Origin of the sequence: Pontibacter cellulosilyticus, assembly GCF_014306105.1 — a bacterium.
GTDB lineage: Bacteria > Bacteroidota > Bacteroidia > Cytophagales > Hymenobacteraceae > Pontibacter > Pontibacter cellulosilyticus.
The window spans coordinates 26,415-52,537 of sequence record NZ_JACRVF010000009.1 but is presented as its reverse complement, the minus strand read 5'-3'; the positions used below and the strand labels follow the sequence as shown (position 1 = coordinate 52,537).

Genomic DNA, 26,123 nt, shown 5'->3' with positions numbered 1-26,123 from the left:
AGTTTTCAGGATAGAGATAATCGGAGTGACAGTATTAATTCTGTGGCAGCTGGTAAAATAGGATTTCTCTTTTTTGAGTGGCTGAAAGTATATCTTCCAAGCTATGAGGAAGTACTGAAAGAAAACAACGCATTCTTAGTGTTTCAGCCTCAGCTAAAAAGGTATGTTCGTCATTTGGAAAGACATAATACTTAATACCAGACTTTAGCATCAGGCGCCGCTTATAATTCATCATCGTTTCTTTGGAATTCTCCCCTTCACCCGATGGCCAATCTATGATGGCTATTGGCTCATTTTTAGCATTACAGATGGTAAAAGTTACCCTGGTCTTCAGAAAATAATCAAACCATGCATCGTCCTTGGTAGGATAGACAGGGGAACGATGATGAATGAAGGTAGAGGGCGCCAGGTTCGGATATACTCTTGGGAAATAACTTAGCAGCTTGCCGAAAAAAGCGTGCTTCGGGTGGTTAACATTAATGACTGGCCTCGTATAGGCAGGTTGTTGTTCCAGGTCAAACAAACTCTTGTAGTTGACACGCAAGTAGTCAGTACAGTCGTCGCAGTTTACGGCATGTTCGCCTGCTGCGCGCAAAGCAATCAACTTCCGGCGATTAGCAACAAGCATAAGGCTATGACAGAGGCTACATGAGATTTCAGCCTTACAGGCCAGTGCTACAGTGTGCTCCACACTGGTAACATCGCAGCGATTCTCGTTGGCCAGCGCTTCTAAGGTATAAGTAAAAGATGTTGCGTGTTGCTGGGTTTTTATAAATGTCCAGTACTGCCGGCACATTTCCTCAATGCGCTTGCGGCTTTTTCTTTTAAAGGTCAGTCTTGGAGATTGCTCTGTTATCATGTCCTTGCTGTTAAGGGTGCATCATGTTGTAAAGATAAGCACAACTTCTTTATAATGACATATATGTCATTATAAAGAATGCCACGTTTTTACAGCTTGCATCCCAGGATGGCAAGACTTAGAAACGAACAGCTCATCAAGGCCACGGCTGTACGCCTTAAGCGACTCAGAGAGCATAAAGGGGTGACGCTTGAAGCCTTCTTTCATGATACGGGTATCCACCTGGCACGGCTCGAGTCAGGACGGGCCAACATCACACTTTCTACCTTAGAAGCTGTTTGTCGCTACTTTGGAATCTCGCTAGCTGAGTTCTTTTCCGAAGGGTTTGAAGATGTAGCACCTGCAGGTGATGCATCGATGCTCTAACTGATCATCAAAGCTTACCTTGAACGATAGCCCATAGCTTTTAATGCAAGTGGTGCTTGCACAAATACCAATAACAGGCATATATACTTTGTTGACATGATTTTGACCTTCTTAAATCTTAATAGATAAAAAGGCGCTCAATTAAAGTATAATAAGAAGTCTTATAATTATTCTTATGTTAAATAGAATTGAAGATATGTCAGAAAGGTACATTATCAGGTTCTGCCATATAACTAGCTAAATAATCCTTATTTAAAATATTACCCATAAATGGCTTGGCTTTCTCACTTTCCACTATAATCTGATTGGTATTTTCAGGTAAAGATAATTTTAATGCGATAGATTTTCTTTCCGCTTCTTTGTCATCGTTCCATACAGGTCCTACACAAAGCAATCTAACATGGCTTTTTTGCTTCAGTGCCTGTGATAAAATTACATTGACATACTCATCTGCGAACGAATACCCAATTGTCACAATCAGCTTTGCATCATTAATGCAGGCCCTTCTAAGTTCAGATGAATAGTAAAAGTAGGGATCAACAGATGTCATTTTATGCTGTATCCCAAAAATTAGTTCCGGATCATCCACAGGGTCATCACTTATATAGAGCTTCTCATTCTCTGTGTACCAATCAATTGATCCATGCAACTTGTACAGGAAGAAGTGCTTGCCCTCCGTATTCTCAAAATTTGAAAAGTGCCAATCTCTGGTTCCTTTATTGAACCCTACCTCTACGTTCCGAGTTCGACCTACTACTCTTTCAAAACACAGATCATAATTCAAAGTAAAGACTTTAATGAGTTCGCCTATTTCCCCTTGTAGACTGTCAAACGCTTCATAATAGCTGGCATTGTCATAATTCTTGATTCTCACCCACTCATTCAGTTGCTTCCTTATCAGGTTTTTTAGCTTTGTGATATTGCCAAAATTGCTGCCAGCTAAGTCTAACAGACGGATATTCCATGCCCCTATGAAGGGATACATGATATTCTTGTCTCGTTTCTCTATCTCTGTAATTACAACAAGCAGTTTCTCTACATTGAAGGTCTCTCCGAATCTACCAAATATACCGTCAGAGTAATGAATACTACTTTTTAGATAGTAGTATAGATCCTTATACTGTTGCCACTCTTCCTTTTCATCAATCAATTTCTCTATATGGGTTACCATGTGATTAGAAATAGGAATATTGGCGTCTACGCTGGCACCAGCGCCAAATAAAAAGAGCAGATGCTCACCTTTGATCTCCATAGTCACAGTTTTTACAAGAACCAAGGTCTGTCATTTGAGATGGCCCCTTCGTCATACTCCTCTAGCTCCTCGAAAGCCTTTGTGTATTCTGTAATGATTTTAGAATAATAGATTGATATTGGAACTGATCTAGAGTTGAAACCTCTCCAATTTGCACCCGATAAATTCAGTACATCCTGAAGGTAATCCCGACTATTGGGCTCATTATTATCCGTAAGATTCAGAAACTCTAAGTGAACCGGGTTGGACAATCTCTTATCAACCACCTCTTTACCGTAGAGAAGTCCTTCGAACCATATGAGAAACTCTCTCTTAGAAAGCTGCACGTAGCTACTCTCATAGGGAACTAAGGTATTATGGCTGCTATAACCAAAGAATTTGTTATCCAAGTTAATTTTTATGGCTACAAAGTTCATCTGTTTAACTTGCTCTACAGCCTGAGTTAAGGCCTTTATTTCAGACCGTTTAATTTTGAAAGGGAGATGTAATACGCAAGTTTTATAGCTATCGAATTTACCAGACTGTAAAAGGATGACTAGATTTTTCTTCAACTGCTCTAAGTAAGATTCTTCTTCAACAGCTTCAGCCAAAATATCTAAACTTTTGTAGAGCCCGCTTGAGTCCAAGCAAACTGTATAAGCAAAATATTTCGTGGTCTTTTTTGTTTTAGGATCTCTTTTGTGTGAACTGCCTATCCCCAGTATCAAGCAGTTGCTGTTATTTGGCTTTACTAGCCAAGGAATGCCTCCCAACTTTGAGAATATCTGCAACGCAAGATTAGATGTCGACCACTTAAGGGCATTTTTAGCGCCAAGTTTCCTGTAATTTACCACCTGCAGTGCAATATTCTCTTTTATAAAATGATACTTCAAAAAGTAGTAATTCTCTGATGCTGTTTCATCCTTGTCTTCAGATGAGTAATCTTCAATGTAGATACCTATAAACTTTGTTTCGGGGCTCTGTCGCTTAAAGTCTTTGACTTTTTCTACAGCTTTAAGCAAAGCCTGTTTGCTGTAATCTTCAAGCTGTATACGTTTGACACTATCAAGTCCAAAATCAAGCTTAAACATGATTTCTAGTCCTGGAAATGTACCGGGGTTAAGTTTCCCAACTAGGCTCAAGTATAGATCATTCGCAAAGGACCTATATTTGTCTTCGAAAATAAAGATAAACTGCGTGCTTGCGCTCACTCGTTTATAGGGGCCGTAGTTTCTTATACCCTGAAATTGAGAGTAAGAAGTACTGCTATGATGAAACATGTATTCCTTTTTTCCTAATTGCATGCACTGCATGGCACATAACGCGTGGCTTACTGTTATTTCCAAATCATCGGTGATCGGGAAACTCTGAAAGTCATTGTAAGCGCTTCGAAGAAAAGATTGTAAAAGACGGTATTTGTCAGTGTAATAGTTCTTGTTACTGTTACCTGCTTTATCTAAACTTAAGCTTAGCTTTTGTACTTCTTTATCAAAAGGCACATCTGCATTTTTAATAAACTTATAATCAACAAGAAACCCATATTTACCCTTTGACTCTAAAAAATAGGGCATTAAAAATATGACTCTACGGCCATGGCTGAGCTCATCTAATGTAAACTCAATTCTATCCCCATTATATTTAGACTCCGCTAGATTAAACGGTAAAGATGAACTCTTTCGGAGTTGATCAATTAGTTTTACTGTTAAGAGCTTCTTCGTTAAATCGCGAGATTCTAAAAAGAACACATCGTAAGGTTCAAAACCTTCTCTTTGATGAAACGAGATCAAATATCCGGTTCTATCTCTCGAAGCATTTTTATCAGTTGGCAGTGAATATGTGTAGAGCGTGTCATCATTGACAACTGTATCTGTTCTCAGTTTTCTATAAACTCGGAATGAGAAGTCACGCTGCTCTATCGGTAAAAAGTTTAGCTTAATCTCTGCCATCAATTTCAGTTCTTATTGAAGATATATTTCTACTTGTTTTAATCCTTTGTAAGGGTTAAGCAGATAATTGTGCCTCTAAATAGTTGCCTTTCCCCATAGCATTGCTAAGCATTGACTTTATAAGGTACACTTTTATTCACACTACCTAGAGGTATACTCCATCAAGGCCTTCCCTTTTTCGGTTGTGTAGTACTGTTGCTGTGGACTGCTCAACTTATCCTTGATTGTCCGGTCCAGTAGGCCTAGCTCAAGCAATGGATCAAAGTACCTTCTTGCGTTGTCTGTGTGGTTGGCTAATCCCAATCCTTGCTCCAGTATCTCTTTTCGCTTTACTGGCTTGGTTGCAAACTCTAGCACCTTCATTAACTCCTCTCCTATTTCATTTACCATGCTCTCCAAATCTGAATTTGCATCTGCACCAGTAACATATCTGAAAGCTTCCACAATTTTATGTTTGTGCTTAGCTTGGTCGTTAGCTTGGTCGCTGCCTTGGTCGTTAACGACTAAGCTTGCACCTAAGAAAGCCTGATGGCAAAAGATCTCAACCTCAAAGAAAGAACGGCTGTCGTCAGTCCTGAAGGACGGCTCAGGGGAGCCGTTGGCATCAAGCGTTCGTTTGATGGTCGGTATGCCCGTCGCCCTGCCCTCTGTCAGGTCAAGTTCTTTCAGGAAATCGCCCAGTCGGCGGTTCCGGTAGCGCCGCGGCCTGATCTTGCCAGTGTCCAAGTCTTCCTGCCGGATAGAGCGGTCCGGACCACCGTAATTCAGGATGACGATGGATGTCGGTGTGATGCGTATCTCGACCTGCTCCCGTACCTGATAGTCCCGGTGATAAAGCGCATTGGCGATTGCCTCTTCCAGGGCGGCGTAGGGGTAGTTTGAGATACGGACCGACTCAGCCCTGCCCTGCTGCTTGATGACCTTTTCCTGAAGGAAATTCGTTTTGAGCAGGTCCAGCGTCCTGCGGATCATCGACGGCACAGGCCCTGTTATCCTAGGGAACTCCGTGAACTCCGGATAGCCCTCCCCTTTCGGGAAAGAAACCACATCCACCCAGGTGGCTGGGAAGAATCTGTCAGGCTGCTCGTTAAACATCATCAGGGCCACATTTCTGGGGAAACGATGCTCCGGAGGGCCTTCAATAAGTAGCATTTGCTCCAAAACATCGACCTTATCCATCATCCCTGTCAAATTATGTAGCCTGCTGCCGACCTTCCTTAGATGATCTTCCACAAGCACCATAGAGATGTCGTCTAGGCTCGCCTGCGTGTTGGCGCGGTCATCGAAGGGAACCTGGTTGGCCAGGCTGATAAGCTCCTGCTGCGTCTCCTGGTCTGCCCTGACGGAGCTTGCGTATCGGCGCACATAGTAGGCATACCTCTTCTGGTTGGCGGTAACCTGCTCGGGCACTTCGTAGGGGCGGCTAGAGCCGCCGGGAACCCAGATAATAAGGATCTGCTGCCCATCCACTTCCTCTATGAATACCTTGGGGTTATAGATTGGCCTGATCAGGTTGTTGAACCCGATCATCTTCTTCTGTATTTCGGCAATTTCGGCAGAAGCCAGCCCTTTCACCGGGCGCTTTGCCACGCCGTCCTGCTCCACGATTCCCACAATGATGTAGCCGCCGCCGGCATTGTCAAAGTCATTGGCAAAGGCGCAGACGGATCGGTAAATGGCATCGGGGTTCCAGCCTTCCTTGAACTCAATGCGGTCTGACTCTACGGAGCGGTGGTGCAGCAGGTCTTCTATGTTTACGTGTAGCGGCATAAGGTAAAAGTAACACCAACGGACCGGATGAGCAACTATTGAAGATGCGCATTTCAGAGTAGGCAGTAGTTTCGCTAGCCGCCGCTGCTACCGTCAAGGAAGGCGCCTAATTTCTGTAGCATCACCCTGCTTTATTTACAGGGTCATTTACAGGGTCATTTACAGGGTCATTTTCATTTAAAGTGTTACTATCACTATAATCAGACAGCGCGAGCAGGAGATCTGGGGACGACAAAAAAGCGATGAAAATGAAGTTATCAAAAAAATGTTTGCCCCAGCCCCCTTTTTCTTGATCGCCTGAGCGCGAGCGTCGGACGGATGGCGCCGCATCCGCAGTTTGCGTGATGCTTGGCCGGTAAGATCATGGAGCGGAAAAGGCGGTGGCGCGGTGGGAAAATGTACATGTTTACGGCCGGCACGTCCGTTGCGGACAAAGTCCGCCGCTGTCAGTGCGCACCGGAGTTAAAGCATGTAAATCACTGTGCGCCAAGCGCTACAAAAAGCAGTAACTGGTAACATTTGCAGCATTTTGTAATATGTGCAACAATTGCTGCCGGTTACAGCAAATGCGGAGCAAAAAGCGGTAACCGTTTCTGCAGCGGCGGCAGATCACCTCGCAATTCCGTACTTGCGGACTAACTAATCAGCAAATTTCCTAAATCGCTGTGTGCCAAAGCAATGCATGCTTCAATGGAGTCCGCATGCAGCAGGCAGGTTACCGCTTGAAAATACCGGTTACCGCTGTGCCGTTTGCGTCTGTCGCGGCGGCACCACAATATGTCGTGACACCGCCGTAAACTGTCGCGCCTGCATTTTAGTCCGTAAGGGCGCGTATGCAGCGCCGCGACACCGCAAACCAGACTTTTCCGGTCAGTGCGGAATGCGCCGGAAGTTCCGTCAACCGCAATGCCAGGACGGAATCCGTGTTTGCGGCCGCAGCTACATCAAGAATCAGCCTTGCTAGCAGGGTTACTTCGCCCGTAATGTAAACTGTGGTTTACAAAAACCTGCTTCTTTGTAAACCACAGTTTACATTACGCTTGTGATGGTAAGCAGCAATCCGGCTACGCTTCAGCGCGGAAATATAGATCAAGGCATTTTGTCAAGTTTAACAACAGAAAAACTTGACAAAATGCCTATGTGCCAACCGTAGTCGGGCGCACGTTTTATCCGACATTTATCCGACATAAGCCTCCTTTATCCGACAAAAGGCGGGCTGCTCGAACCGCATCCGGTCAACAGATAGGTTGACGGAGTGCGCCTTCCGGTCAACATATCCGTTTACTTTTCCGGTACTTGCCGCCGCAAAGGGACTCCTTGTATGCAGCAAGCTCTATATTTTCTCCCGCTTTTTTCCTATACTGCATCCTGTAAAAGATCAGTCCACCGGAAAGCAAACTACAATACCCGCATGAGCCTTGCCCCTACCCTAGCCATCCAAAACTTCATCACCCGCTGGAAAGCTTCCGGCGCTTCGGAACGCGCCAACTACCAACTGTTTCTGTCCGAGCTGTGCGAGTTATTGGGCGTGGAGAAACCGCAGCCGGCCACCGACAAGGTGCACGAAGCCTACTATACTTTTGAGCGGCCCGTAGTGTTTGACGATGGCGAAGGCAAGACGAGCACCAACTTTATTGATCTATATAAAAAAGACTGCTTTGTGCTCGAAGCCAAGCAGGGCGCCGACAAGGCAAGTATAACCGAAGCCGAACTACTGGGCGGAGAACGGGCAAAGACCAAAACCGGCACCGCCACCCGCGACACCCGCACCTGGGACCGCGAAATGAAAAAGGCCAAGGAACAGGCCTTGCGCTACGCCCGCTCTTTGCCGACTACCGAAGGCTGGCCGCCGTTCCTGGCGGTGGTGGATGTGGGCTATTGCATTGATCTGTATGCTGACTTTGCGCGGCAGGGAAAGACCTATGTGCCGTTTCCGGACCCGCAGAACTATAGAGTAACCTTAGAAGAACTGGCCCAGCCCGACGTGCGCGAGCGCCTGCGTTTGCTCTTTACCGACCCGCTGGAGCTGGACCCGAGCCGACGTGCCGCCCGCGTAACACGTGCGCTGGCCGAACGGCTGGCAAAACTGGCAGCCTCGTTGGAGAACACCGGCTATACACCGGAGCAGGTGTCGGGTTTTCTGATGCGCTGTTTGTTTACCATGTTTGCCGAAGATGTGGAGCTGTTACCAAAAGATTCTTTTAAAGAGCTCTTGAAGCTGTACCGTCAGAACATTCAGTATTTCCCGAGTGCGCTGAAAGCCCTTTGGGAGAACATGGATAAAGGAGGCTTTGCACCGGCGCTGCACAGAGAAATACCACAGTTTAACGGCTACCTGTTTAAAAACCCGGAAGCCTTACCTATCTCCGAAGCGCAGCTGGATCTGCTGATCGATGCTGCTGATGCAAGTTGGACGGATGTGGAGCCTGCTATTTTTGGTACGTTGCTAGAGCGGGCGTTGCAGCCGCGCGAGCGCCACAAACTAGGTGCCCACTACACGCCCCGCGCCTACGTGGAGCGCCTGGTAATGCCAACCGTAATTGAGCCGCTGCGCGAAGAGTGGGAAGCTGCCCGCACCGCATCTGCTATACTGGAAGACAGCGGCGACGAAGCCGGAGCACGCAAAGAGATCGAGAGCTTTCATAGACGTTTGTGCTCGGTGCGCGTGCTGGACCCGGCCTGCGGAAGCGGCAACTTTTTGTACGTCACCCTGGAGCACCTCAAAAGGCTGGAAGGCGAAGTACTGGAGTACCTGGAGCATTTCCCGCGCCAGTTAAAGATGGACATGACAGGCGGCTTTACCGTAACGCCGGCGCAGCTGCTGGGCCTGGAAGTAAACCCGCGCGCTGCAGCCATTGCCGACGTGGTGCTCTGGATCGGATATTTGCAGTGGCACTTTCGGGCACACGGCTCGGCCACCCGCCTGAGCAACCCTATACTTCGCGAGTACGGCAACATAAAGCAGCAGGACGCAGTGCTGAGCTACACCGACCGCAAACCACGCCTCGACAGCAATGGCCAGCCTGTTACCCGCTGGGACGGCCACAGCACCAAGCCGCACCCGGTTACCGGCCAGGAAGTACCCGACGAAACCGCCCGAACTATAGTTTACGATTACCTTGACCCCAAACCCGCCACCTGGCCCGAAGCCGATTTTATAGTTGGCAACCCGCCGTTTATTGGCCCTGCCCGTATGCGCGAAGCCTTGGGAGATGGCTATACCGAAGCACTCCGAAAAGTATACAAAGGCGCTGTGCCGGAGAGTGCAGATTTCGTGATGTTCTGGTGGCATAAAGCTGCTGAACTTGTTCGTGCTGACAAGGCAGAACGTTTCGGGTTTATTACTACCAATAGTATAAAACAGACCTTTAACCGCCGCGTGATAGAAGCACAGATGCAGGCAAAACCACCGCTATCCATCACACTTGCCATTCCTGATCATCCTTGGGTAGATAGTGCTGATGGTGCAGCTGTAGAAATTGCTATGAGTGTAGCTGAAAAAGGAGAAACTATAGGTAGGCTCTTATCTATAGTTTCAGAAAGCAAAACTGATGGACTTGAAGTGCAGGTTAGTTTTAAAGAGAAACAAGGTAAAGTTCATCCTGATTTTACTATCGGTGCAGCTATAGTTTCAGCTAAGACTTTAAAGGCAAATGAAAATTTATGCAGTCGTGGTGTTCAACTTATAGGCGCAGGATTTATAGTTGAGAAAAGTAAAGCTGAAGAATTAGGGTATGGAAGAATACCTGAAATAGAAAACTTCATTAGAAATTATAGAAACGGAAGAGACTTAACCAGCAAACCACGTGAAGTTATGGTTATTGATCTATTTGGTTTAACTATAGATGAAGTAAGAACAAAATTTCCCGAAGTTTATCAATGGGTATATGAGAGAGTAAAACCGGAAAGAGATCAGAATAATAGAGAATCATATAGGAAAAATTGGTGGATTCATGGAGAAGCAAGGGGTAACTTTAGACCAGCTCTAAAAGGTCTTGAAAGATACTTAGCTACAGTAGAGACTTCTAAACATCGCTTCTTTACTTTTATTGATAAATCTGTACTTGCTGACAATAAATTATTAGCTATAGCTTTGGAAGATCCATACTTCCTTGGAGTGATGTCAAGCAAATACCATGTTACTTGGGCTTTAGCAGCTGGAGCAGATTTAGGTGGAAATACTCCGGTTTATGTAAAAACTACTTGCTTCGAAACCTTTCCCTTCCCTGCCGCCACCGAAACGCAGCAGGAGCAGATCCGAAGTATAGCCGAGCAGCTGGACGCGCACCGCAAGCAGCGGCAGGCGCAGCACCCCACCCTAACTATAACCGACATGTATAACGTGCTCGAGAAACTTCGGTCGGGAGAGCCGCTGAATGCCAAAGAGCAGAAAACCCACGAACAAGGGCTGGTAAGTATACTGTTGCAACTGCACACCGAATTAGATGCCGCCGTAGCCGCCGCCTATAGTTGGCCCACCAACCTGCCCGAAGAAGAGATACTCGAACGCCTGGTTGCGCTAAACAAAGAGCGCGCCGCCGAAGAAGCTCGCGGCCACATCCGCTGGCTCCGCCCCGCGTACCAGAACCCGCAAGGCACCCAGCAAACCGACATGGGTATAGAAGCAAAAGCCAAAACTATAAAAGCCACCGCCAAAGAAACCCTAGCCTGGCCTAAAACGCTTACAGAGCAGGCACAGGCTGTGCAACGAGCTCTGCAACTACACGAGCGCCCGGCCACCGCAGACGACCTGCTGCACCAGTTCAAACCTGCGTCAAAACAGCAGCAACCGCAGCGTCTGCAGCAGATCGATAGTTTGCTTCAAACACTACATGGGTTAGGCTTATTAAGAAAAACAGGGCAGGCACAGTATATAAGATAATCTAAAGCAATGGCTAAAAGTCAAATCAACCTGATAGGGAATCACCCCTCCTACCCTCATCCTTATGAGCGATGGCTTGCATGTAATGATGTAGCTAGAACTTCAAGTAAATGTCATCGATCGCTAACAGCACTTATACCTTCATCAGATCAAGCATTGATCGACTGGCTAGCAAATAAGCTAGTTCATCATCATTACACTGATTTTCGATTGAGAAAGTTAAAAGAAATGTATAGCACACTGGGATTCCCAAAGTATGCTGAACAGAATAGAAAGCTCCCAAAGGAAGATAAAGTAAAGAAAGGAAACGCGACCGAAATACTTCTAACAGAATATATAGAAGCCTGCCTAGATAAGAAGCTTATTAAAGCATTCAAGCTAAAATATAATCCTAACGTTGATCAGGCTATAAAGGGGGATGACACCCTGATGGTGGATTTAATAAAATTAAAAGAAGAAGAGTATGTTAAACTCTATCTGGGTGAGGCCAAATTTCGGAAGAAACCTAGTAAGAATGTTATAGATGTAATAGGCTTATCACTAGGTAAAGAAAAGCTACCAATCTCCTACTCGTTTCTCATCGATGAGTTGGCGAGAGACCCTTCAACTGAAGCAATGGCAGATGCACTTGACAAGTATTTTATCGACGAAATAAAAGGTAAGGGCAATTTAATGTATACTGGGTTCCTACTTAGTGACACTGATACGCATGATGTGGTTGAGAAGCACCTATCAAGTGATAATCCTGATTTTATATTAATTTCAGTCGGTGTAGATAACCCTGAAGAACTGATCAATAAAGCCTTTGAAAGGGCTGAAGAGCTATTATCTACCCCCTTAGCCATATGAAGTCAGATGCTGCCCATGCAAAGCTCTCTCAGATTGAGAATGATAGGTTGGTCCAAAATTTAATTGCACAAGCTAACTCAAGATATATTTTATTAAATACATCTGAAAACTCCGATAATTTCCCGCCTTATACTATTTCGGATGATGGTCTTAATATGCTTGGATTCTATTATTTAAGCTTAGGCTGTTCACTAGCGGAAAATAATGAGCTTGAAAATGCATCAGCACCCTTAGAGAAGGGTGCTACCATACTTGAGCAAGCAAACAACTATTTAGCTAGTAAGCAATTGGTGAGTAATTACTATGGGTTAATCTCTGCTCTTGCGTATTATATTAGCTTTCAGTACTCAAAAGCATTCATTTTAACGAATAAACTTGGCTCTGACACCATAATTTCTAAATTCTTATACCTTTTCCTTCGACGTGATTACAAAAGATTATCGATTGAGATTGACATGTTGCTTGTTGATGAAACTTATAAGGATGAATTTATCGCTTCACATCTAAACGAAACTGAAAGTGACTCCAAGGTTTATGAACTAACCATCGCAAGGGCGCTAGATCGCTTGATTGACTATGCTTACAATGGAAGTAAGGAATCCCTTTTTAGGGCAAAAGAACTCCTGACCACCCTTAAAGTTATTGCAGAAATAAAAAATGACCCAGGCATTTGGTGGATCATTAGATTGCTTTTACTCATTTCTGACAGTTATCAAGAAGCCTCTTTATGGAACACATTAGACAAGTATTTCGACCTTGGCAACAATGTTGTCAGAAAGTATATACACTCACTAACAAATCTTGCACCTCAAGGGGTATATGAGCTTTTTATCACACAAAGAAAAGCTCTGCCCAAAGTGATTGACGCTGATAGCAATGGTTGCGTCATCAGCATCCCTACAAGTAGCGGAAAAACAAGAATCGCTGAGTTAGCCATTCTAGATACATTAACACAATACCCAGATTGCAAGGTATTGTATATAGCCCCTTTTGTTTCACTGGCATACGAAGTTGAAAATACATTAGGCAATATCTTCAGCAATTTAGATTATGCAACTTCGCAGTTATATGGAGGTAATTTTTACAGCAAGTTAGATGAAAGAGTAATCCAAGAATCTCACATTATAGTTGCTACACCTGAAAAGGCAAAGGCTATTCTACGGGGCAATAATGATATTTTAAAGCAAATAAAGCTGATAATAGTTGATGAAGGGCATTTATTAGGAGAAGACAAAAGGCTTATTATAAATGAGATATTTTATGAAGAATTACGGTACTCTTTAAATAGGAATCAAGGCAAATTCTTACTGCTTTCTGCTGTTCTACCAAACTCGGGGGAGCTTGCTGAATGGCTGACTTCTACTGAAGAGAGTGTATTTAAGGACTCCTGGAGACCTTCTAATGAGAGATTAGGCATTTTAGACTGGAACGGTGCATCCGTAAATATTGAATGGAAAAGCAGCGATACTGAAAGGCAAGCCTTTAACAAGAACTTCATCATTAAAGAAAAGCAGGCGTCCACTAACAAATCCTATCCTAAAAACAAGAATGAGGCAGTTGCCTCTACTGCATTAAAGTTAAGGACCTTTGGCAAAGTATTAATTTTTGTGGGTAAAAAGGCTTCGGTGTTTACAATGGCTAAAGCTTACTATAACTGCTTGGGTAATGAGGTGGCTGACCATTTATGGAAGAATGAACAAGATTGGAAAGTCTTTTTATTAGCATGTATAGAAGCCTACGGTGACTCTGATGCTAACTTGTGGCTCAAATATGCACGAAAAGGGATTCTCTGCCATAATTCTGATTTGCATTCTGATGTAAGGCTGCCCTTGGAAAGGCTCATGCGTAATGATCAACCACAAGTTATAATTTCTACTTCTACATTAGGTCAAGGAGTGAATTTAGGCGTAGCGACAGTGATCTTTTCAACACTTACACAAAACAGATCACAAGTCACTAAGAGAGATTTCTGGAATATCGCAGGCAGGGCAGGAAGAGCATTTGTTGATTATGAAGGAAAAATACTGGTGGCAATTGATGCCAGTAAAAACATTACATCAAGAGAGAGGTTCAAGATCAAGTGCAAAAGAGATGAAGTTCAACAGTATTTTGATAAATCAAAAATTGATAAGGCTCAAAGTGGAATCCTTCTTATACTAGGCGAGCTGAAGAAAATTGCTTCCGATCAAGGCGTGCCATTCGAATTGTTAATTCAGCTTATAGCAGAAAACAAGCTACTTACACTTACTGAAGACGCAAGTAACAAGGATGGCACCCTCAACTGGATCGATGATGCGCTTCTGTCACTCCATTTTATTAATAATGAAACGATAGAAGATGAAAACTACGATTACACATGGATAGAAGAATACTTTAGAGGTTCTTTAGCCTTCATCCAAGCATCAAATGGTGGCACGATCACAGGTGATGAAGTTTTAAAATTCATAAAAGCCAGAGTACAGGGAATTGTAGAACAAGTTGGCACAAGCAAATACAAATGGAAGTCTATCATTGATTCTGGCCTTCCATTAAGTAGTGATCTTCTTATAGAGGATCGTCTCCATCAAATCATTGATATAATAGAACATTTTTATGAAATAGGATGGACTGCCAAAAGCTTTGCACAACTGCAAAAGTCAATCGAGGAATTACTGTTTGATCTACCAATAATACTTGAAGAAGGTAAAAATATAATTAGCCCCGATACGGACACTATCAGAGAATTATGGCTAAATGGCACATCTCTAAGCCGGATATTGCCATTGAAAAATTCTGGTTCAATTATAAAGAACTTATATACTTACAAGATTCCCTGGATACTGAATGGGATTGCTAAGAAATTGCGTCTCAGGGAGCTAGACAATGAGGCAGAAGTACTGGAAGAATTATCCATCCTTGCAGAAGCTGGACTACCTGATATGAAATCTGTGAAAATATACCAAGCAGGCATACGTTCAAGGGTAGCTGCAGTGGAGATTGGAAAACACTTTGAAGATGAAATATGGCAAAAGAGCATTAATGAGTATAAATTTGAGTTAATTAAAAATAGGGAAGTATACAGAGCTCTGATTTCTCAGCCAAGCAAAGAATGGCTTGAAATGCTTATTAATATCTACAATAAAGAAACCAATACAATGCTCAAGATACCTCCATTTGAGTATGATAAGGTTCATAAAATAACAAATATGCTTTTGGCACGCCTTATTAACGGAAGGCAATACTTAGTTAGCCCTGATAAGTCCTTCTTTGAAGAAATATCTTCAACAGCTATAGATTTTAAGAGCGTTAGCAATATTCCCGGTGTATTTTTCAAATATGACCCTGAATGCGGATTGTGGAGAATGCATAGTGACAATCCATATTTCATATAATACAGTTACTTACCCTTCGCCTTTGCTAAATAATTTTGCGTCTCACATAGTCCATGGGTGTGAGCTGTCTGTACTATTGATGTTAATTATGTCTCTTTCGCCAGAGTAATGGATGGCCCACGGGCTAAATGTGAGCTATAAAAAAGCCAAAAATATTCTTGCTAGTATTTCCAAAGTAGCGATGCCTTTCTAGAATATCTCCCTCCCATTTTAACTTTTGCGAATCACAAATAAAAACCTGGTAAAATGAATGAACAAGTAAAGGCATTCGCTTACTCTTTTAATTCCGATAAAGTTTTACAAATCCACGATTACAAAAGGTTATGATTATCTGTGCTGCTAGGTTCTACTTATTAATAATAAAGACAACCTATAATCATTAACTGATATAAGACAGGCAGAGCACTTCGATTTGATGCACTAGCGCGTTGCGACTCTAGCTATTAATGCAGCCTGCTAAATGTTAAATATTGTTCTTCTTAACATTTAAGTTTATCTGAGACTGTGATGTGGTGATACCAAGCATATTTGTGCAAGAGGTGCTTGCACAACTGAACCAGTTTCTGGACTTGCAGGTAATGAGCTATTTTGTGCAACTAGACCTTGCACAAAATCAGGCCAGGCTTCGGCAAAGGCGCGCATATACTATAAGTTACGTGCCGACATGCCTTTCATATCCGGAAAAGAAGTTCTTGAATCAGTCGCTAGCCAGTCGATTACTTTTGCCCCCACCCTTCCTGGTGCTGCTGTTGCAGAATGGCATGGCCGATCTTCCAGTATAGCTCCAGCGTCTGGGCATTTACAGTAAGAACAACCTGCACGCGCGCTGCCTTGATTTCTTGTTTTAGCTGCTCGATCAGCTCCCAGTTAGTTGTGCGTTTCCATCTTTAACACCGTAGCCACATGCCAATTAAAGGTAGAACAGGCGTGAAGTTGATAAGTTCTTCAAAGCAATAGGTACTCCTGTTCATTTGTAAAGGTGTACTGCAAAATTGGGACAATTGAAGCTCAGGTTATCAGCTTCGATAAAACAACGTAGGCTTATTTTACTTAAAGTAATACTTTAAATTAATACAGTATTACTTTAGCAATGTATTTGTTATATATTAGTACCTTGACTCTAAGCTGGTTCTACTCATCATATGAATAGCAGCTAAATTTAAAAGAGCCTCTAGATGCCAAATACTGATATTCTGAAATAATTCCATAAATACTATATAATTAATCTGTAATAATTACGTAACTTGATAAGTTTTAAGAAAAGCCTCCACCCCTATGCCTAAATATAGCCGCGAAGAGTTTCCTGCAAACTCGATTGTATATGAGAAAGTCTGCCCCTATTGTAACCAAGACTTTTGGGCCAATAAACCCCGTGCTATTTACTGCTCGGATAAGTGTAGGGTATATGCCAATAAAGCAAAACGGGAAGCGGACATGCCCAAGGTCTTAGCTGGAAATTCGTTGGAAGTAGAAGGAAGAAAAGGCTTGGAGCCGATGCTTGTTGGAGCAGGCAGAGACTTACGCTTGGTGTACTACAACCCTTACCGCGTGAAACGGAAGCAGTTAGACCCAGACGATACCTTTGGCAAAAAACACCTTAGTGGCGAACACCCAAGAACACTTGAAGAAGTGGTCGACTTTCATATGCTCCGCATGCAAGAGCATGAATATTATTACAAAAGTCTAAAAGATCTTTACTTAGCAGATTTCAATGCCGACAAGACAAAGCTAACGGATCGTGAACGGTATTTTCTGCAGGAAGAAAAATCAAAGGTAGACATGAACATTGTAGGAATTCGTAAGCGCATCCAACACATCCGAGAAAAAAGCCAGGATCCGGACTATATACCTTGGTAATGCCTTCGGCATCTGCTGCTGTGGCAATAATTTGGTGATACACATTAGATTTTTATTCGTCTCGTAAAAACGAGGGTTTCATGAGATGAATTCGAAAGATATTAACTTAATCAAGATCCAGAACTTCAATAATCCTCAGCCTAATCAAATCAGCACTAGCCTTACCTTAATTAATTACTTAGATACTTTAACTTTTAAATTCTGGTCCAGATTATCATAGCTGATAACCTTGCCTTGATAGAAGTATACTGTGCTTATTCCATAAATGAATTTCTTTGCTTCGGGCGCAGTCTTAAGGTATGCTGTCGGTTCACCCATAGCTTCTAGTACTTCATCCTCCGTTGAACCTATCGTAAAGAAAGTGTTAGAATTTTTGCTGGCCTGTTCTTGAGATTCTGACGCATTTTTTAATGCCTGTAATTCTTTCTCTAACGCGCTATTCTTTTCCTCTAAATTCTTGATGTAGTCCTTTTCTGTCTGAGATACACTTTGATTACATCCAACAAGGAACAAGGCAAATAAGATGGTGTAGTAGATTTTTGTCATGTTATAGCTTATAAGATTATACATTAAATAATGCCAACGTGCAGGGCAATAAGTGAACATAGCAAACTCATTAACCTAGTTGTGAGATGGCTTTATTTCTAGATTACACTAAAGGTATAAGATCTTTTATTGATCGGAATCTGAAATAACAGAATCAACTTTACTTTAAGAAAATTTCTGTCATTTCGATATGAAGTAATTTAATCTTACTTTATCCGCATCTACTCTACAACAGGAGTTACATGAGACAAGTAGCGGTAACAAGTTGCCCTCGAAATATGCAGGATCTTGGCAATCTCTTCCACTGTCTTGGTGCCAGAGTCAAAAAGTATACGGGCTGATTTAGCTTTCTCTAATGCTGAACTAGATAACCCTTGAGGCCTTCCCCCCTTTCGTCCGCGAGCTTTGGCAGCATCAAGTCCAGCTTTGGTACGTTCGCGAATAATCTCGCGCTCAAACTCTGCTAGCGATGCAAAGATGTTAAAAGTAAAGCGGCCCGTTGCCGTAGCCGTGTTGATGCCATCTTGCAAACTCACAAAGTCCACTCCCCTTTGCTTAAACTCTGCCACTAAGTCAATCAGATCCCGAAGTGAGCGGCCCAACCGATCCAGCTTCCAAACTACCACGGTATCCCCTGCTCGTAGCTGCGCGATCATCTTTTCCAGTTCAGGACGATCTTTGCTTTTACCTGATTTCTTTTCTTTGTAGATCTGGTTGCACCCGTACTGGGCAAGAGCGTCAAGCTGCAATTCTAATTTTTGATCTTGGGTCGAGACCCGGGCGTAGCCTATCTTCATGTTTTGTCTCAATAACTCGTCTCAAATATACAGAAAAGCATTTGATTTGTGAGACGGCAATTTGAGAAAGAATATTAAAGGATAAGAAGTTAATGTTGCCTCAGCTATTTCATCTCATAAAACGGAGGTTTTTTGAGATGGAAATTCAGGTTGACCTGTTCTTGCCTCGTCCTGAAAAAAGTTGACAGTTTACACTGAGTCGTCCTGAAATAAGTTGACACTATTTAGACTTATGAAAGGAAAAGAAGAAGCAGGGCACAGCAGGCGTACGCGTCGGGACTACCCCTTAGGCTTTAAACTGGCTGTTGTGCAGCAGGTTGAAGAAGGCGAACTGAGCTATAAGCAGGCTCAGCGCCATTACGGTATCCAAGGGCGCTCTACGGTGTTGGTGTGGCTTCGGAAACATGGCCGGCTGGATTGGCGTTACCCTGATATACACACACGCATGATGAAAGCCGAAACACCCGCCCAAACGATCAAACGCCTGGAGCGCGAGCTCTCTGATGAGCGTCTTCGAAACCAGGTGCTGGAAAAAGCCGTGCAGGAGATAGACCGTCAGTTAGGTACTGGTTTTTCAAAAAAGTTATTGCCCGGACAATGTGGATCTTCCAGCAAGAGAAAGGCGTGAGCCTGTCGCGTCTCTCTTCTTTGTTCGGGTGCAGCAGGCAGTCGCTCTACCAGTCAAGGGCACGGCAAAAGCGGCGCACAGCCCAACTGGCCCCTGTCAGGGAACTGGTGCAAACGGTACGCCGGCACTTGCCCCGTGTGGGCACGCGCAAGCTGCATTACCTGCTCTCAGCATTACCAGTACATCCTGAGAAAGCACGGCATCCGGCCTTCGATGACTGATGGCTATGACTGCTATCAGAATGCATTGGCAGAACGCATGAACGGCATACTCAAAGAAGAATTCCTGCTCTACCCCTGCAATACCAGACACGAACTCGAGCTACTCGTAAAACAGGCTGTGGAAAGCTACAACACCCGAAGGCCCCACCTGAGTCTGCAGATGCTCACTCCACTGCAGGTGCATGAAAAAACCTGTGAGCTACTGCCCACAGATCCTATAAAATCATCGTAAAACCTGTCAACTTATTTTAGGACGGGTCATTAACAATGTTAGTGAGCATGTTCTACTACATACTGGCTTACAGCTTCGACTACCAACTGGTTAAGGTTTTTACCCTGCTCCAGCGACACTCTCGCTGCTTTCTTATGCAAATCCGGATGCATCCGAATATTAAAGGTCCCTTTGAAGGCTTTTTCAGGTTCTTTCCCTACTTCTTGACACATTTCTAGATAATCATCTACAGACTCTTGAAAGGCCTGCTCTAATTCGTCTACATTGGTTGCCTCAAACGTAACCACATCATTTATAAACTCAATCTTGCCAAAAAACACTTTGTCCTCGGCGCTATACTCGACTGAGCCGATATAGTCCTTGTACTTAATAGTGTTGCTCATTTTTGCCGTTCTTAATTTCTCGTTATAACAGTTAATTTCTATCTTCTTCCTGCTTTAGCAGAGCCCCAGTGAATTTATTACTATCTCCAACTGGTAACGTTTTAAAATATTCCCTGGGTGTGGTTTATGTAAGTTTATTATATGGCCGGCTCCATTTATAAACTTCCTGCGACTGCCTCCCGTTTTACCCCCTGTGTGCTCTTGGTACCCAGCTCCATTCAGCACACTTACTAATTCAGACCACGTAAAGTCCGTGGGGTAACTGCACAGTCTAGCTATTAATTTTTCTTTTCTCGCCATTTTACCAATTGGCCTCCCTTCCTTATACAAGTGCAACTAATTTATAGTTGCAAATATATAAAAATTTTTTTCACTTCCTTGTAACACAGCTTATCAAACTTGGTAGTATTATTTACTTTTTTACCTGCAAAGCTTCCAACCAACACACCATTTTGGCTTATAGGGGTGTAAGCTATCTCTGTGTATAGAATTACTCCATGATTATAAGCAACTTAAGGCCATAGTTTAGAACTGTACCAGAACTAAGCAGACCCTGTCCTTTTTTACGTCAAAGGTCTAATTTAAATTTGCCGTAACGCTTTACGGGAATAATAGAGAGACACTGCTTACAATTTTAAGCGGTGTACTATGTCCAGACGGAAGCGTAATAACAAGCCCCACAAAACAGCCTCTGCAGCAGCAGCGGTTGTGGGCGCTTGCGCTTGCCTGAACGGACCTCAGAAAGGCAACTGGTTTAATCAAACCATCGCGTGGTTTAAAGGGCTCCCTTTCGTTGCTCAGGTATTCTCAGGCCTGGCAGCTTTAAAAGAGTTTTACGAGGTGCTTGAATGGTGTAAGTCAGCAGCAGTTTACATAATCAGTAAAGGCCGGTAGTGGTTGCATGGTTGGAAGCTATAAGAGGTTACTGCAGCAACTTATAGCCGCAAATAATAGACCGGAGGAATTTGTCCCTCACTGAAAAGTACCAGAAACAAGGCCGAAAATCAGCAGCATCTGGAGCAAATCAGAGCGGTTTGCTTCATAACTACTTTTATGTTAAACAGCGCCGAGAACACGCATAAGTACAATTCCTAACTAACAAGGGGTAATACTTTAATTTGCCCCTTAGTAAATTTTAACGGTTAATATACTGGTAATACAACTTAATTTGTATTTTGGTATACACATAAAATACTTGAAATCCATGGAAGAGGAAAATAACTACAACTATACAGATGATGACGATGATTTTGTAGAATGGAATGAGGATGACTGTTCTTACATGTCTGTTCCTGCCAGAGCGCGATATGAGCAACAGAAATTCCTTGATGACCTAAAGAAGTCACAAGTGACTGCAGAGATTTTAGATAATGCCAGACATGCATTCCTAATGGCTTTAGCTGGAGCAGGGAGATTCAAAGAATGGGAAAGCTATACCATACGCCCTGATAAGAGCTACTTAGCAATTGACAGAGAAAAAGCTATGAGAGATATTTTCCCGTTGCTTAAACCAAAGGACCAAGAGTTGGTCCTTAGAGCTGAAAAGTTAATAAAAGAAGATGAAGCCGAAAGGAGAAGGCGCGGCTATTAGTTAATTAACTGAGTGTATGGGCATAAAAAAAAGGAGCTGTTACGCTCCTCTTTTTAAAACCTTTCTTAACCATCTCCACCCATTTTATAAAGAATATTCATGATGAAGAATAAAGAAGTTTAAGATTTACAATAGGGTTTCAGGAATATGATAATATGATATGGGTTATAGTTTACTCCTCCAGGTTCGCATTCTCCCATACCCAGTCTTCTTTGGCCGTATAGCCGCAGACACACATGTAAGGTGGTCGGTAGCCTTCTGTATAGTTAGATAGTCGCTCCAGCAGCCAGTCGTATGCGCAGGAAATATCGTAGCTGTCCTCACTCCAGTTACGACCTGTTCTTGTTTTATATTCTTTCCGCATCAGGCGGTATTCGATTGGCATGTTGAGCCTGCACTGATTTTGCTCCTCATACCATAGCATTTCCTCTTCCAGATCCAAAAGCGCCTGCCACAGGCTTAGGTCTTCCATGTAGCTAAGTTTCCACTTGAGGTACGATTCACTGCGGCCTGCAAAGTTGTCCAGGCTTTGACCGAATTCTTTTAAGTCATTAGTGAAGGCGGCTCTAAGGAAAGCGATTGTTCTAAAGTTGATACGCATGATGAAGTTGATTTAGGTTGTGTCCAGGCAGCACACCGTGTGCTGCTGGTAGAATTTATACTGTTAAGGGAGTCAGTTATTACCTCACCACCCGGCAACCTTAAAGCAACCTCGTCCTCAGCTTCCTCCTCAACGATTAACAACCTTAAAACAACCTCATCTAAAGGTGCTCCTCAAAGCAGGAAACATGCTTTTGGGCTTTTGAGAACATGTTTTCTTGAGGACAACAGAAACGTCCTCAAAAATTATTTCTTAAATAATCACGGTTTTTCCCCAAGTCAAACGGCTTTTTGTCTTATGTAAGTACTATTCATAGATACATACATTTTAACCGGTGTATGTGCTTCTCAGTTCTTCAATTATAAGAGCCGCTAATACATAAGGGAGCTTACAGAAGTTACTATATAAGATAGTTCACATCAGAAAGTAACGTTGGGCTTCATTCCTTGTTATAACAAATGGCTTTTGATGGGAGCACATAAAATTAACTATATAAAACAGGTGCCACTGGTACCGGATGGGTGGTAAGCCCTATGCCAAAGAATACTTGCCAGAAGGGAGAAAAACGATATGATAAGAAATTTACGAAAACTGATTTTTAATGAAATAGTGGGGTACATTGTTGCAACCATGTTAGGGTTGGGTGGAGCCTACTTAGCACAAGGGAAAGACAAACCTGTAGAAGCTGTGAAAACAGAACAAACGATAACGTCACAAGAGCAAAAGCAGCCGATTATAATTGTAGCTGAACCTGGTAGTACTGTAACCATTCATCAAACTAATAATGGAAGCTAACACAACATAAAGGGCTGGTAGTGGGAGTGCTGCCAGCTTATTTTTATATGCAAGAAAACTAACTCAATCCTTTACCTGGTTACAATCGTGCCATCGCCTTTAAAGATGCCGCCGTACTCTATGGTTACCTTTAGGCTGTATTCAGGTGTGGTGAAGGTCAGGCGCCAGCCTAAGTTATCCAGGGTGTATTCGAAATGATGCGGACCCGTGGCGATATGATACGCCAGCTGCTGAAATTCTTTATCGTAAAATTCCAGGTCTTCGCCGTTGCGGTAAAAAGCAGAATGAAGGTAAGCAGCCATACTGCAAACCTACGTTTGATTGCCTTACGCCGCTACACTTTCACAAAATAGCGGGGCTACATTATCTGCTGTGATCCCAAAGTATTTAACCCGTTTACCGTTTACCTTAGCTGCTATCGTATCTACTTCAAAGAAGATCCGGAACAACTGCATAGCTTTATCTTTCGTGAGCTTTATGGCTTTAGGGCGGTCTTTATTGATTAGTGCCGTTATCTCTTCTGAGGTAACCCGATTAGCTCTTTTATTATTAATAGAATCTAATTCAGTTACCCTGCTTTTAAGCTTCCTGTAGTGCTGTAAAAGCCTGTCAGCATCGCGCTTGTCTTTGATTGCCAACTGGTTATAATGTCTCAGGTTATGCCATACATCCAACCTGGTCAGCAGGTCCCCCAACTTACGCGGGCTGTTGTGTTCTCGCATCAAAGATACTATGTCATCCGCTGCCATGTCCCTACGCTGTAGTTTCAGATAGGTATTGAAGATCAGCAGCGCGGCGCGGTCTGTGAGTATTGGCTGGTAGGTTTCCTGTACTTCTTTGGCAGTATCCTGCAACAAGGTATCATAGCCGGTCTTTACGATTTCGGCGCGGGTGTCCAAGTCTTTCACGCTATGGTATAAAGCACTGAATACGTCAGCCGGGTGGTGGGTTTCCAATAGCAGCAACGCCTGTTCCTGCATTGTTTCCTTTACAGCTTTGGCGGCTTTGTCCAGGGCTTCCATTTCCGGCGTTCTGGCTATCGTCAGGTGTTCTGGCTGTTCTATAATAATATGCTGTTCCTGTTCAAGTTGAGCAAAGTAAGTTTCGGTGGCCATGTACCGGATCAGGGTTTGTTCTACCTGGTAATGAATCAGCAGCTCGTTTGGCTCGTACTGTTCGCTTTGGTGGTTATACTTGCAATAATGCGCCGTATCAGAAAAGGTAGTACGGTTTGCTACTAACGGGTCCCGGCGGTGTGCTTGGCGTTCATCTGATTTAACCAGTTACATTCGTAAGTTGCCAGCTCGTACGCATCTTTATACAGTTGTTCGCGGCTTATGCCTTTGCCAGGGCGCTCCAGTTTGTAAACGGTTGCTTTCAGGTTGCTAACCTTGCGCGGGCGGGCTAAAAACTGCAGTGTGTCCTGTGTGCTAAGGTGCTCGTTTTGGTGTTCTGCAATAATGATTTCAAGATCCGTATTGTAAACATCAACCCCACAATCAATTAGCGACGTAGTAAAAACCAGCCTTACCTGCTGTGGTATGGTTTTGCTTTTTGTTATTTCCTGGTACACATCGCCTGCCTTTGTCTCAGAAGATAACAATGCTATTTGTTCCGGCTCCAAGTCCTTAAAACTTTTCAGCACCCGCTCAATCAAATTCAGGTTGTTAAGCCTGATCAGGTACTGTTTCTCTTTATAGTTTAGGGTAGGTAACAGGCTGGATAGTTCGTGCTGTATCTTGCCTTTATAGACCTTTGGCGTTATCGTTATAGTGTTACTGGTAGCTGGTTCTACTTTAACCGTTCTAAAGCCATACTGCGCAAATATATCCGGCGGTGTAGCTGAGATGCACAACACGTTCTTAACTTCTTTCAGGCTCATGTAAATTGAAACTTGTATAAACGGTCTAGTTGCTTCCCTATGTTTTTAGAGTTCCCACCACTCTCCTTGTAAAGATTTACAAACTTTTTTTCAGTCACCTTCATATTTGTAATCCAACTCGGCTATTGCTCTATACAAATCCCCGTCTTCGAGGTAGTCTTTCTCATCCAAATTGAATGCTTTATAATCCTTCGCCTGATGATCCGCCAAACACCTGAAGAACCCCGAACAGCATGACCCCTACATACACCAGCACGACAGCCCCTAAAGTGAACACCTGCCAGCGGTTAAAGCCGTGCTCTTTACCAGGTCCTCCCCAGTGGATGAAGGCGGCATAGAGAATGCCCACCAGTCCGGCAAAGCTCAAAACTGTTACATACAGGGTCAGGTCTTCAACAGGTACAGTGACTAAGGCAAGGGGAAGAAAAGCGACCGTCAGCGTAACGGCATGGTCTCCGATCACACTGGTTACGGCAGAGGTGATCTGCCCCGATCTGGCTACACTCCAGGTAGCGAACACTTCTGGCAAAGCGGCCATGGGAGCCGTAAGGAACAAGCCACCCACAATTCTAGAGATACCCAGAACAGAGACGATGTTTTCAGTAGCCTTTACTGTGAAGAAAGCACCCAGCCCCAGGGCGGCAAGGCCAGCTACGGCCAAATAGATCTCTTTCTTTTTCCACTCTACCTTTTCTCCTTCGCGCTTACCACGCATAAGGGCCTGCGCCAGATATACCAGGTACACCCCTAGCATGATCCAGCCGTCTATTGGCTGCAATCCCCGCCATTGTGCCGGCACGGTGAGGATAGCCACGATAGCTACTATTACAAGATAGGGAATCGCCTGCACTGTGACAGCGGTGGGGTCCACCTTCACCAAATGCTCCTTGACGTGCTGCTCATGGTTCTTGTCAGCATTCTCCTTCTTAAGATGGCGGGTAGCAATGTAGGCAGTGATGACCATGAAGGGGATAGCAATTACGTTGGAACCGAACATAGCCCCCAGACCAATGTCAGCTACGCCTGTAACAGAGCTGGCCACGTTGATGCCAATCTCAGGGCTGGCAGCTGCCAAGCCAACTAAAGCGCCACCCGCAGCCACTGAGAAGCCCCACTGTTTTCTGAGCTTTTTCAGGGGCTTTGCCAGATGTTCTGCTCCCCAGTGTGCCGCCCAAACGGCAGCAATCAGCACAAGCGCCCAGAGCCAGGTACTCATACAGTACCTCCTTTCTGCTGGTATGTAAAGCAATTAAGACTACTTCTAATAGCCATTGTATTAGCGTTAAGTTACCAGGTGCGGTTTTTTGTACGCCTGT

General features: G+C 43.8%; 22 protein-coding genes and 1 pseudogene. 9 read left to right on the top strand and 14 right to left on the bottom strand.

The window, feature by feature from the left end; all coding sequences use genetic code 11:
• Positions 1-34 precede the first annotated feature (34 nt).
• The gene (locus H8S84_RS19865) at positions 35-859 is read right to left on the bottom strand and encodes a hypothetical protein (RefSeq protein WP_187069164.1); all 825 of its coding nucleotides are present in this window, start codon (positions 857-859) and stop codon (positions 35-37) included.
• Positions 860-937: 78 nt separating this feature from the next.
• Here H8S84_RS19865 and H8S84_RS19860 point away from each other — a divergent pair, with 78 nt between their 5' ends.
• Positions 938-1,225: a helix-turn-helix domain-containing protein gene (locus H8S84_RS19860; RefSeq protein ID WP_199111660.1), complete on the top strand. Its 288-nt coding sequence runs from the start codon at positions 938-940 to the stop codon at positions 1,223-1,225.
• 199 nt (positions 1,226-1,424) lie between these two features.
• Here the strand turns inward: H8S84_RS19860 and H8S84_RS19855 are convergent, their stop codons facing one another.
• From H8S84_RS19855 to H8S84_RS19845, 3 genes are all read right to left on the bottom strand, one after another.
• A complete protein-coding gene (locus H8S84_RS19855; RefSeq protein ID WP_187069162.1) occupies positions 1,425-2,477 on the bottom strand; it encodes an SIR2 family protein in 1,053 nt (350 codons plus the stop codon).
• 11 nt (positions 2,478-2,488) lie between these two features.
• On the bottom strand, positions 2,489-4,402 hold the full coding sequence (locus tag H8S84_RS19850) for a Piwi domain-containing protein (protein WP_187069161.1): 1,914 nt from the start codon (positions 4,400-4,402) through the stop codon (positions 2,489-2,491).
• A 141-nt stretch (positions 4,403-4,543) separates the two neighbouring features.
• Positions 4,544-6,172 carry an RNA-binding domain-containing protein gene (locus H8S84_RS19845; protein ID WP_187069160.1) on the bottom strand — a complete coding sequence of 543 codons (1,629 nt, stop codon included), beginning with the start codon at positions 6,170-6,172 and terminating at the stop codon, positions 4,544-4,546.
• Positions 6,173-7,583: 1,411 nt separating this feature from the next.
• On the opposite strand from H8S84_RS19845, the gene H8S84_RS19840 reads away from it, so the two are divergent.
• Genes H8S84_RS19840 through H8S84_RS19830 form a run of 3 tightly spaced genes read left to right on the top strand, consistent with a single transcriptional unit; the run spans position 7,584 to position 15,274 of the window.
• Complete coding sequence (locus H8S84_RS19840) at positions 7,584-11,054, top strand: class I SAM-dependent DNA methyltransferase (protein ID WP_187069159.1); 3,471 nt, start codon at positions 7,584-7,586, stop codon at positions 11,052-11,054.
• Between the two features lie 9 nt (positions 11,055-11,063).
• Complete coding sequence (locus H8S84_RS19835; protein ID WP_187069158.1) at positions 11,064-11,903, top strand: Hachiman antiphage defense system protein HamA; 840 nt, start codon at positions 11,064-11,066, stop codon at positions 11,901-11,903.
• Positions 11,900-15,274: a DEAD/DEAH box helicase gene (locus H8S84_RS19830; protein WP_187069157.1), complete on the top strand. Its 3,375-nt coding sequence runs from the start codon at positions 11,900-11,902 to the stop codon at positions 15,272-15,274. Before H8S84_RS19835 ends, H8S84_RS19830 begins: the two co-directional genes overlap by 4 nt.
• A gap of 716 nt (positions 15,275-15,990) precedes the next feature.
• On the opposite strand, the gene H8S84_RS20255 is transcribed toward H8S84_RS19830, so the two are convergent.
• Positions 15,991-16,110 (bottom strand): DUF1016 N-terminal domain-containing protein, encoded by a 120-nt coding sequence (locus H8S84_RS20255; RefSeq protein WP_317175461.1) that lies wholly within the window; start codon positions 16,108-16,110, stop codon positions 15,991-15,993.
• 598 nt (positions 16,111-16,708) lie between these two features.
• Here H8S84_RS20255 and H8S84_RS19820 point away from each other — a divergent pair.
• Positions 16,709-17,131: a hypothetical protein gene (locus H8S84_RS19820; protein WP_187069156.1), complete on the top strand. Its 423-nt coding sequence runs from the start codon at positions 16,709-16,711 to the stop codon at positions 17,129-17,131.
• Between the two features lie 174 nt (positions 17,132-17,305).
• Here H8S84_RS19820 and H8S84_RS19815 read toward each other — a convergent pair whose 3' ends face one another.
• Both H8S84_RS19815 and H8S84_RS19810 read right to left on the bottom strand, forming a co-directional pair.
• A complete protein-coding gene (locus H8S84_RS19815) occupies positions 17,306-17,677 on the bottom strand; it encodes a hypothetical protein (RefSeq protein WP_187069155.1) in 372 nt (123 codons plus the stop codon).
• A 221-nt stretch (positions 17,678-17,898) separates the two neighbouring features.
• The gene (locus H8S84_RS19810) at positions 17,899-18,474 is read right to left on the bottom strand and encodes a recombinase family protein (protein WP_187069154.1); all 576 of its coding nucleotides are present in this window, start codon (positions 18,472-18,474) and stop codon (positions 17,899-17,901) included.
• Between the two features lie 232 nt (positions 18,475-18,706).
• Here H8S84_RS19810 and H8S84_RS19805 point away from each other — a divergent pair.
• Positions 18,707-19,555 (top strand): annotated as a pseudogene (locus H8S84_RS19805) (integrase core domain-containing protein).
• Between the two features lie 38 nt (positions 19,556-19,593).
• Here the strand turns inward: H8S84_RS19805 and H8S84_RS19800 are convergent.
• Together H8S84_RS19800 and H8S84_RS19795 are read right to left on the bottom strand one after the other, a co-directional pair.
• Positions 19,594-19,938 carry a type II toxin-antitoxin system HicB family antitoxin gene (locus H8S84_RS19800; protein ID WP_187069153.1) on the bottom strand — a complete coding sequence of 115 codons (345 nt, stop codon included), beginning with the start codon at positions 19,936-19,938 and terminating at the stop codon, positions 19,594-19,596.
• Positions 19,939-19,992: 54 nt separating this feature from the next.
• Positions 19,993-20,238, bottom strand: a complete 246-nt coding sequence (locus tag H8S84_RS19795) for a type II toxin-antitoxin system HicA family toxin (protein WP_187069152.1) — start codon at positions 20,236-20,238, stop codon at positions 19,993-19,995.
• A 348-nt stretch (positions 20,239-20,586) separates the two neighbouring features.
• Between H8S84_RS19795 and H8S84_RS19790 the strand changes: the two genes are divergently transcribed.
• Positions 20,587-20,832 (top strand): hypothetical protein, encoded by a 246-nt coding sequence (locus H8S84_RS19790; protein WP_187069151.1) that lies wholly within the window; start codon positions 20,587-20,589, stop codon positions 20,830-20,832.
• Between the two features lie 310 nt (positions 20,833-21,142).
• Positions 21,143-21,529: a hypothetical protein gene (locus H8S84_RS19785; RefSeq protein ID WP_187069150.1), complete on the top strand. Its 387-nt coding sequence runs from the start codon at positions 21,143-21,145 to the stop codon at positions 21,527-21,529.
• A gap of 172 nt (positions 21,530-21,701) precedes the next feature.
• Here the strand turns inward: H8S84_RS19785 and H8S84_RS19780 are convergent, their stop codons facing one another.
• The gene (locus H8S84_RS19780; RefSeq protein WP_187069149.1) at positions 21,702-22,130 is read right to left on the bottom strand and encodes a hypothetical protein; all 429 of its coding nucleotides are present in this window, start codon (positions 22,128-22,130) and stop codon (positions 21,702-21,704) included.
• A gap of 570 nt (positions 22,131-22,700) precedes the next feature.
• Here H8S84_RS19780 and H8S84_RS19775 point away from each other — a divergent pair.
• A complete protein-coding gene (locus H8S84_RS19775) occupies positions 22,701-22,925 on the top strand; it encodes a hypothetical protein (protein ID WP_187069148.1) in 225 nt (74 codons plus the stop codon).
• A 71-nt stretch (positions 22,926-22,996) separates the two neighbouring features.
• Here H8S84_RS19775 and H8S84_RS19770 read toward each other — a convergent pair whose 3' ends face one another.
• The 4 genes from H8S84_RS19770 to H8S84_RS19755 all read right to left on the bottom strand — a co-directional run bounded on the left by H8S84_RS19770 (position 22,997) and on the right by H8S84_RS19755 (position 26,023).
• The gene (locus tag H8S84_RS19770) at positions 22,997-23,227 is read right to left on the bottom strand and encodes a hypothetical protein (protein ID WP_187069147.1); all 231 of its coding nucleotides are present in this window, start codon (positions 23,225-23,227) and stop codon (positions 22,997-22,999) included.
• Between the two features lie 24 nt (positions 23,228-23,251).
• Positions 23,252-24,040, bottom strand: coding sequence for a hypothetical protein (locus tag H8S84_RS19765; RefSeq protein ID WP_187069146.1), 789 nt, complete (start codon positions 24,038-24,040; stop codon positions 23,252-23,254).
• A 122-nt stretch (positions 24,041-24,162) separates the two neighbouring features.
• Complete coding sequence (locus H8S84_RS19760) at positions 24,163-24,807, bottom strand: hypothetical protein (RefSeq protein WP_187069145.1); 645 nt, start codon at positions 24,805-24,807, stop codon at positions 24,163-24,165.
• A 181-nt stretch (positions 24,808-24,988) separates the two neighbouring features.
• Positions 24,989-26,023 (bottom strand): sodium:calcium antiporter, encoded by a 1,035-nt coding sequence (locus H8S84_RS19755; protein ID WP_187069144.1) that lies wholly within the window; start codon positions 26,021-26,023, stop codon positions 24,989-24,991.
• Positions 26,024-26,123: the final 100 nt, after the last annotated feature.

Excerpts from the sequence above, each read along its gene's own strand:
- H8S84_RS19860 (WP_199111660.1), top strand. The coding sequence starts at position 938 with ATGCCACGTTTTTACAGCTTGCATCCCAGGATGGCAAGACTTAGAAAC.
- H8S84_RS19755 (WP_187069144.1), bottom strand. The coding sequence starts at position 26,023 with ATGAGTACCTGGCTCTGGGCGCTTGTGCTGATTGCTGCCGTTTGGGCG.
- H8S84_RS19775 (WP_187069148.1), top strand. The coding sequence starts at position 22,701 with ATGATAAGAAATTTACGAAAACTGATTTTTAATGAAATAGTGGGGTAC.
- H8S84_RS19840 (WP_187069159.1), top strand. The coding sequence starts at position 7,584 with ATGAGCCTTGCCCCTACCCTAGCCATCCAAAACTTCATCACCCGCTGG.
- H8S84_RS19820 (WP_187069156.1), top strand. The coding sequence starts at position 16,709 with ATGCCCAAGGTCTTAGCTGGAAATTCGTTGGAAGTAGAAGGAAGAAAA.
- H8S84_RS19845 (WP_187069160.1), bottom strand. The coding sequence starts at position 6,172 with ATGCCGCTACACGTAAACATAGAAGACCTGCTGCACCACCGCTCCGTA.
- H8S84_RS19865 (WP_187069164.1), bottom strand. The coding sequence starts at position 859 with ATGATAACAGAGCAATCTCCAAGACTGACCTTTAAAAGAAAAAGCCGC.
- H8S84_RS19810 (WP_187069154.1), bottom strand. The coding sequence starts at position 18,474 with ATGAAGATAGGCTACGCCCGGGTCTCGACCCAAGATCAAAAATTAGAA.
- H8S84_RS19785 (WP_187069150.1), top strand. The coding sequence starts at position 21,143 with ATGGAAGAGGAAAATAACTACAACTATACAGATGATGACGATGATTTT.
- H8S84_RS19795 (WP_187069152.1), bottom strand. The coding sequence starts at position 20,238 with ATGGCGAGAAAAGAAAAATTAATAGCTAGACTGTGCAGTTACCCCACG.
- H8S84_RS19855 (WP_187069162.1), bottom strand. The coding sequence starts at position 2,477 with ATGGAGATCAAAGGTGAGCATCTGCTCTTTTTATTTGGCGCTGGTGCC.
- H8S84_RS19850 (WP_187069161.1), bottom strand. The coding sequence starts at position 4,402 with ATGGCAGAGATTAAGCTAAACTTTTTACCGATAGAGCAGCGTGACTTC.
- H8S84_RS19765 (WP_187069146.1), bottom strand. The coding sequence starts at position 24,040 with ATGGCCACCGAAACTTACTTTGCTCAACTTGAACAGGAACAGCATATT.
- H8S84_RS19780 (WP_187069149.1), bottom strand. The coding sequence starts at position 22,130 with ATGCGTATCAACTTTAGAACAATCGCTTTCCTTAGAGCCGCCTTCACT.
- H8S84_RS19770 (WP_187069147.1), bottom strand. The coding sequence starts at position 23,227 with ATGGCTGCTTACCTTCATTCTGCTTTTTACCGCAACGGCGAAGACCTG.
- H8S84_RS19835 (WP_187069158.1), top strand. The coding sequence starts at position 11,064 with ATGGCTAAAAGTCAAATCAACCTGATAGGGAATCACCCCTCCTACCCT.
- H8S84_RS19815 (WP_187069155.1), bottom strand. The coding sequence starts at position 17,677 with ATGACAAAAATCTACTACACCATCTTATTTGCCTTGTTCCTTGTTGGA.
- H8S84_RS19800 (WP_187069153.1), bottom strand. The coding sequence starts at position 19,938 with ATGAGCAACACTATTAAGTACAAGGACTATATCGGCTCAGTCGAGTAT.
- H8S84_RS19760 (WP_187069145.1), bottom strand. The coding sequence starts at position 24,807 with ATGAGCCTGAAAGAAGTTAAGAACGTGTTGTGCATCTCAGCTACACCG.
- H8S84_RS19790 (WP_187069151.1), top strand. The coding sequence starts at position 20,587 with ATGTCCAGACGGAAGCGTAATAACAAGCCCCACAAAACAGCCTCTGCA.
- H8S84_RS19830 (WP_187069157.1), top strand. The coding sequence starts at position 11,900 with ATGAAGTCAGATGCTGCCCATGCAAAGCTCTCTCAGATTGAGAATGAT.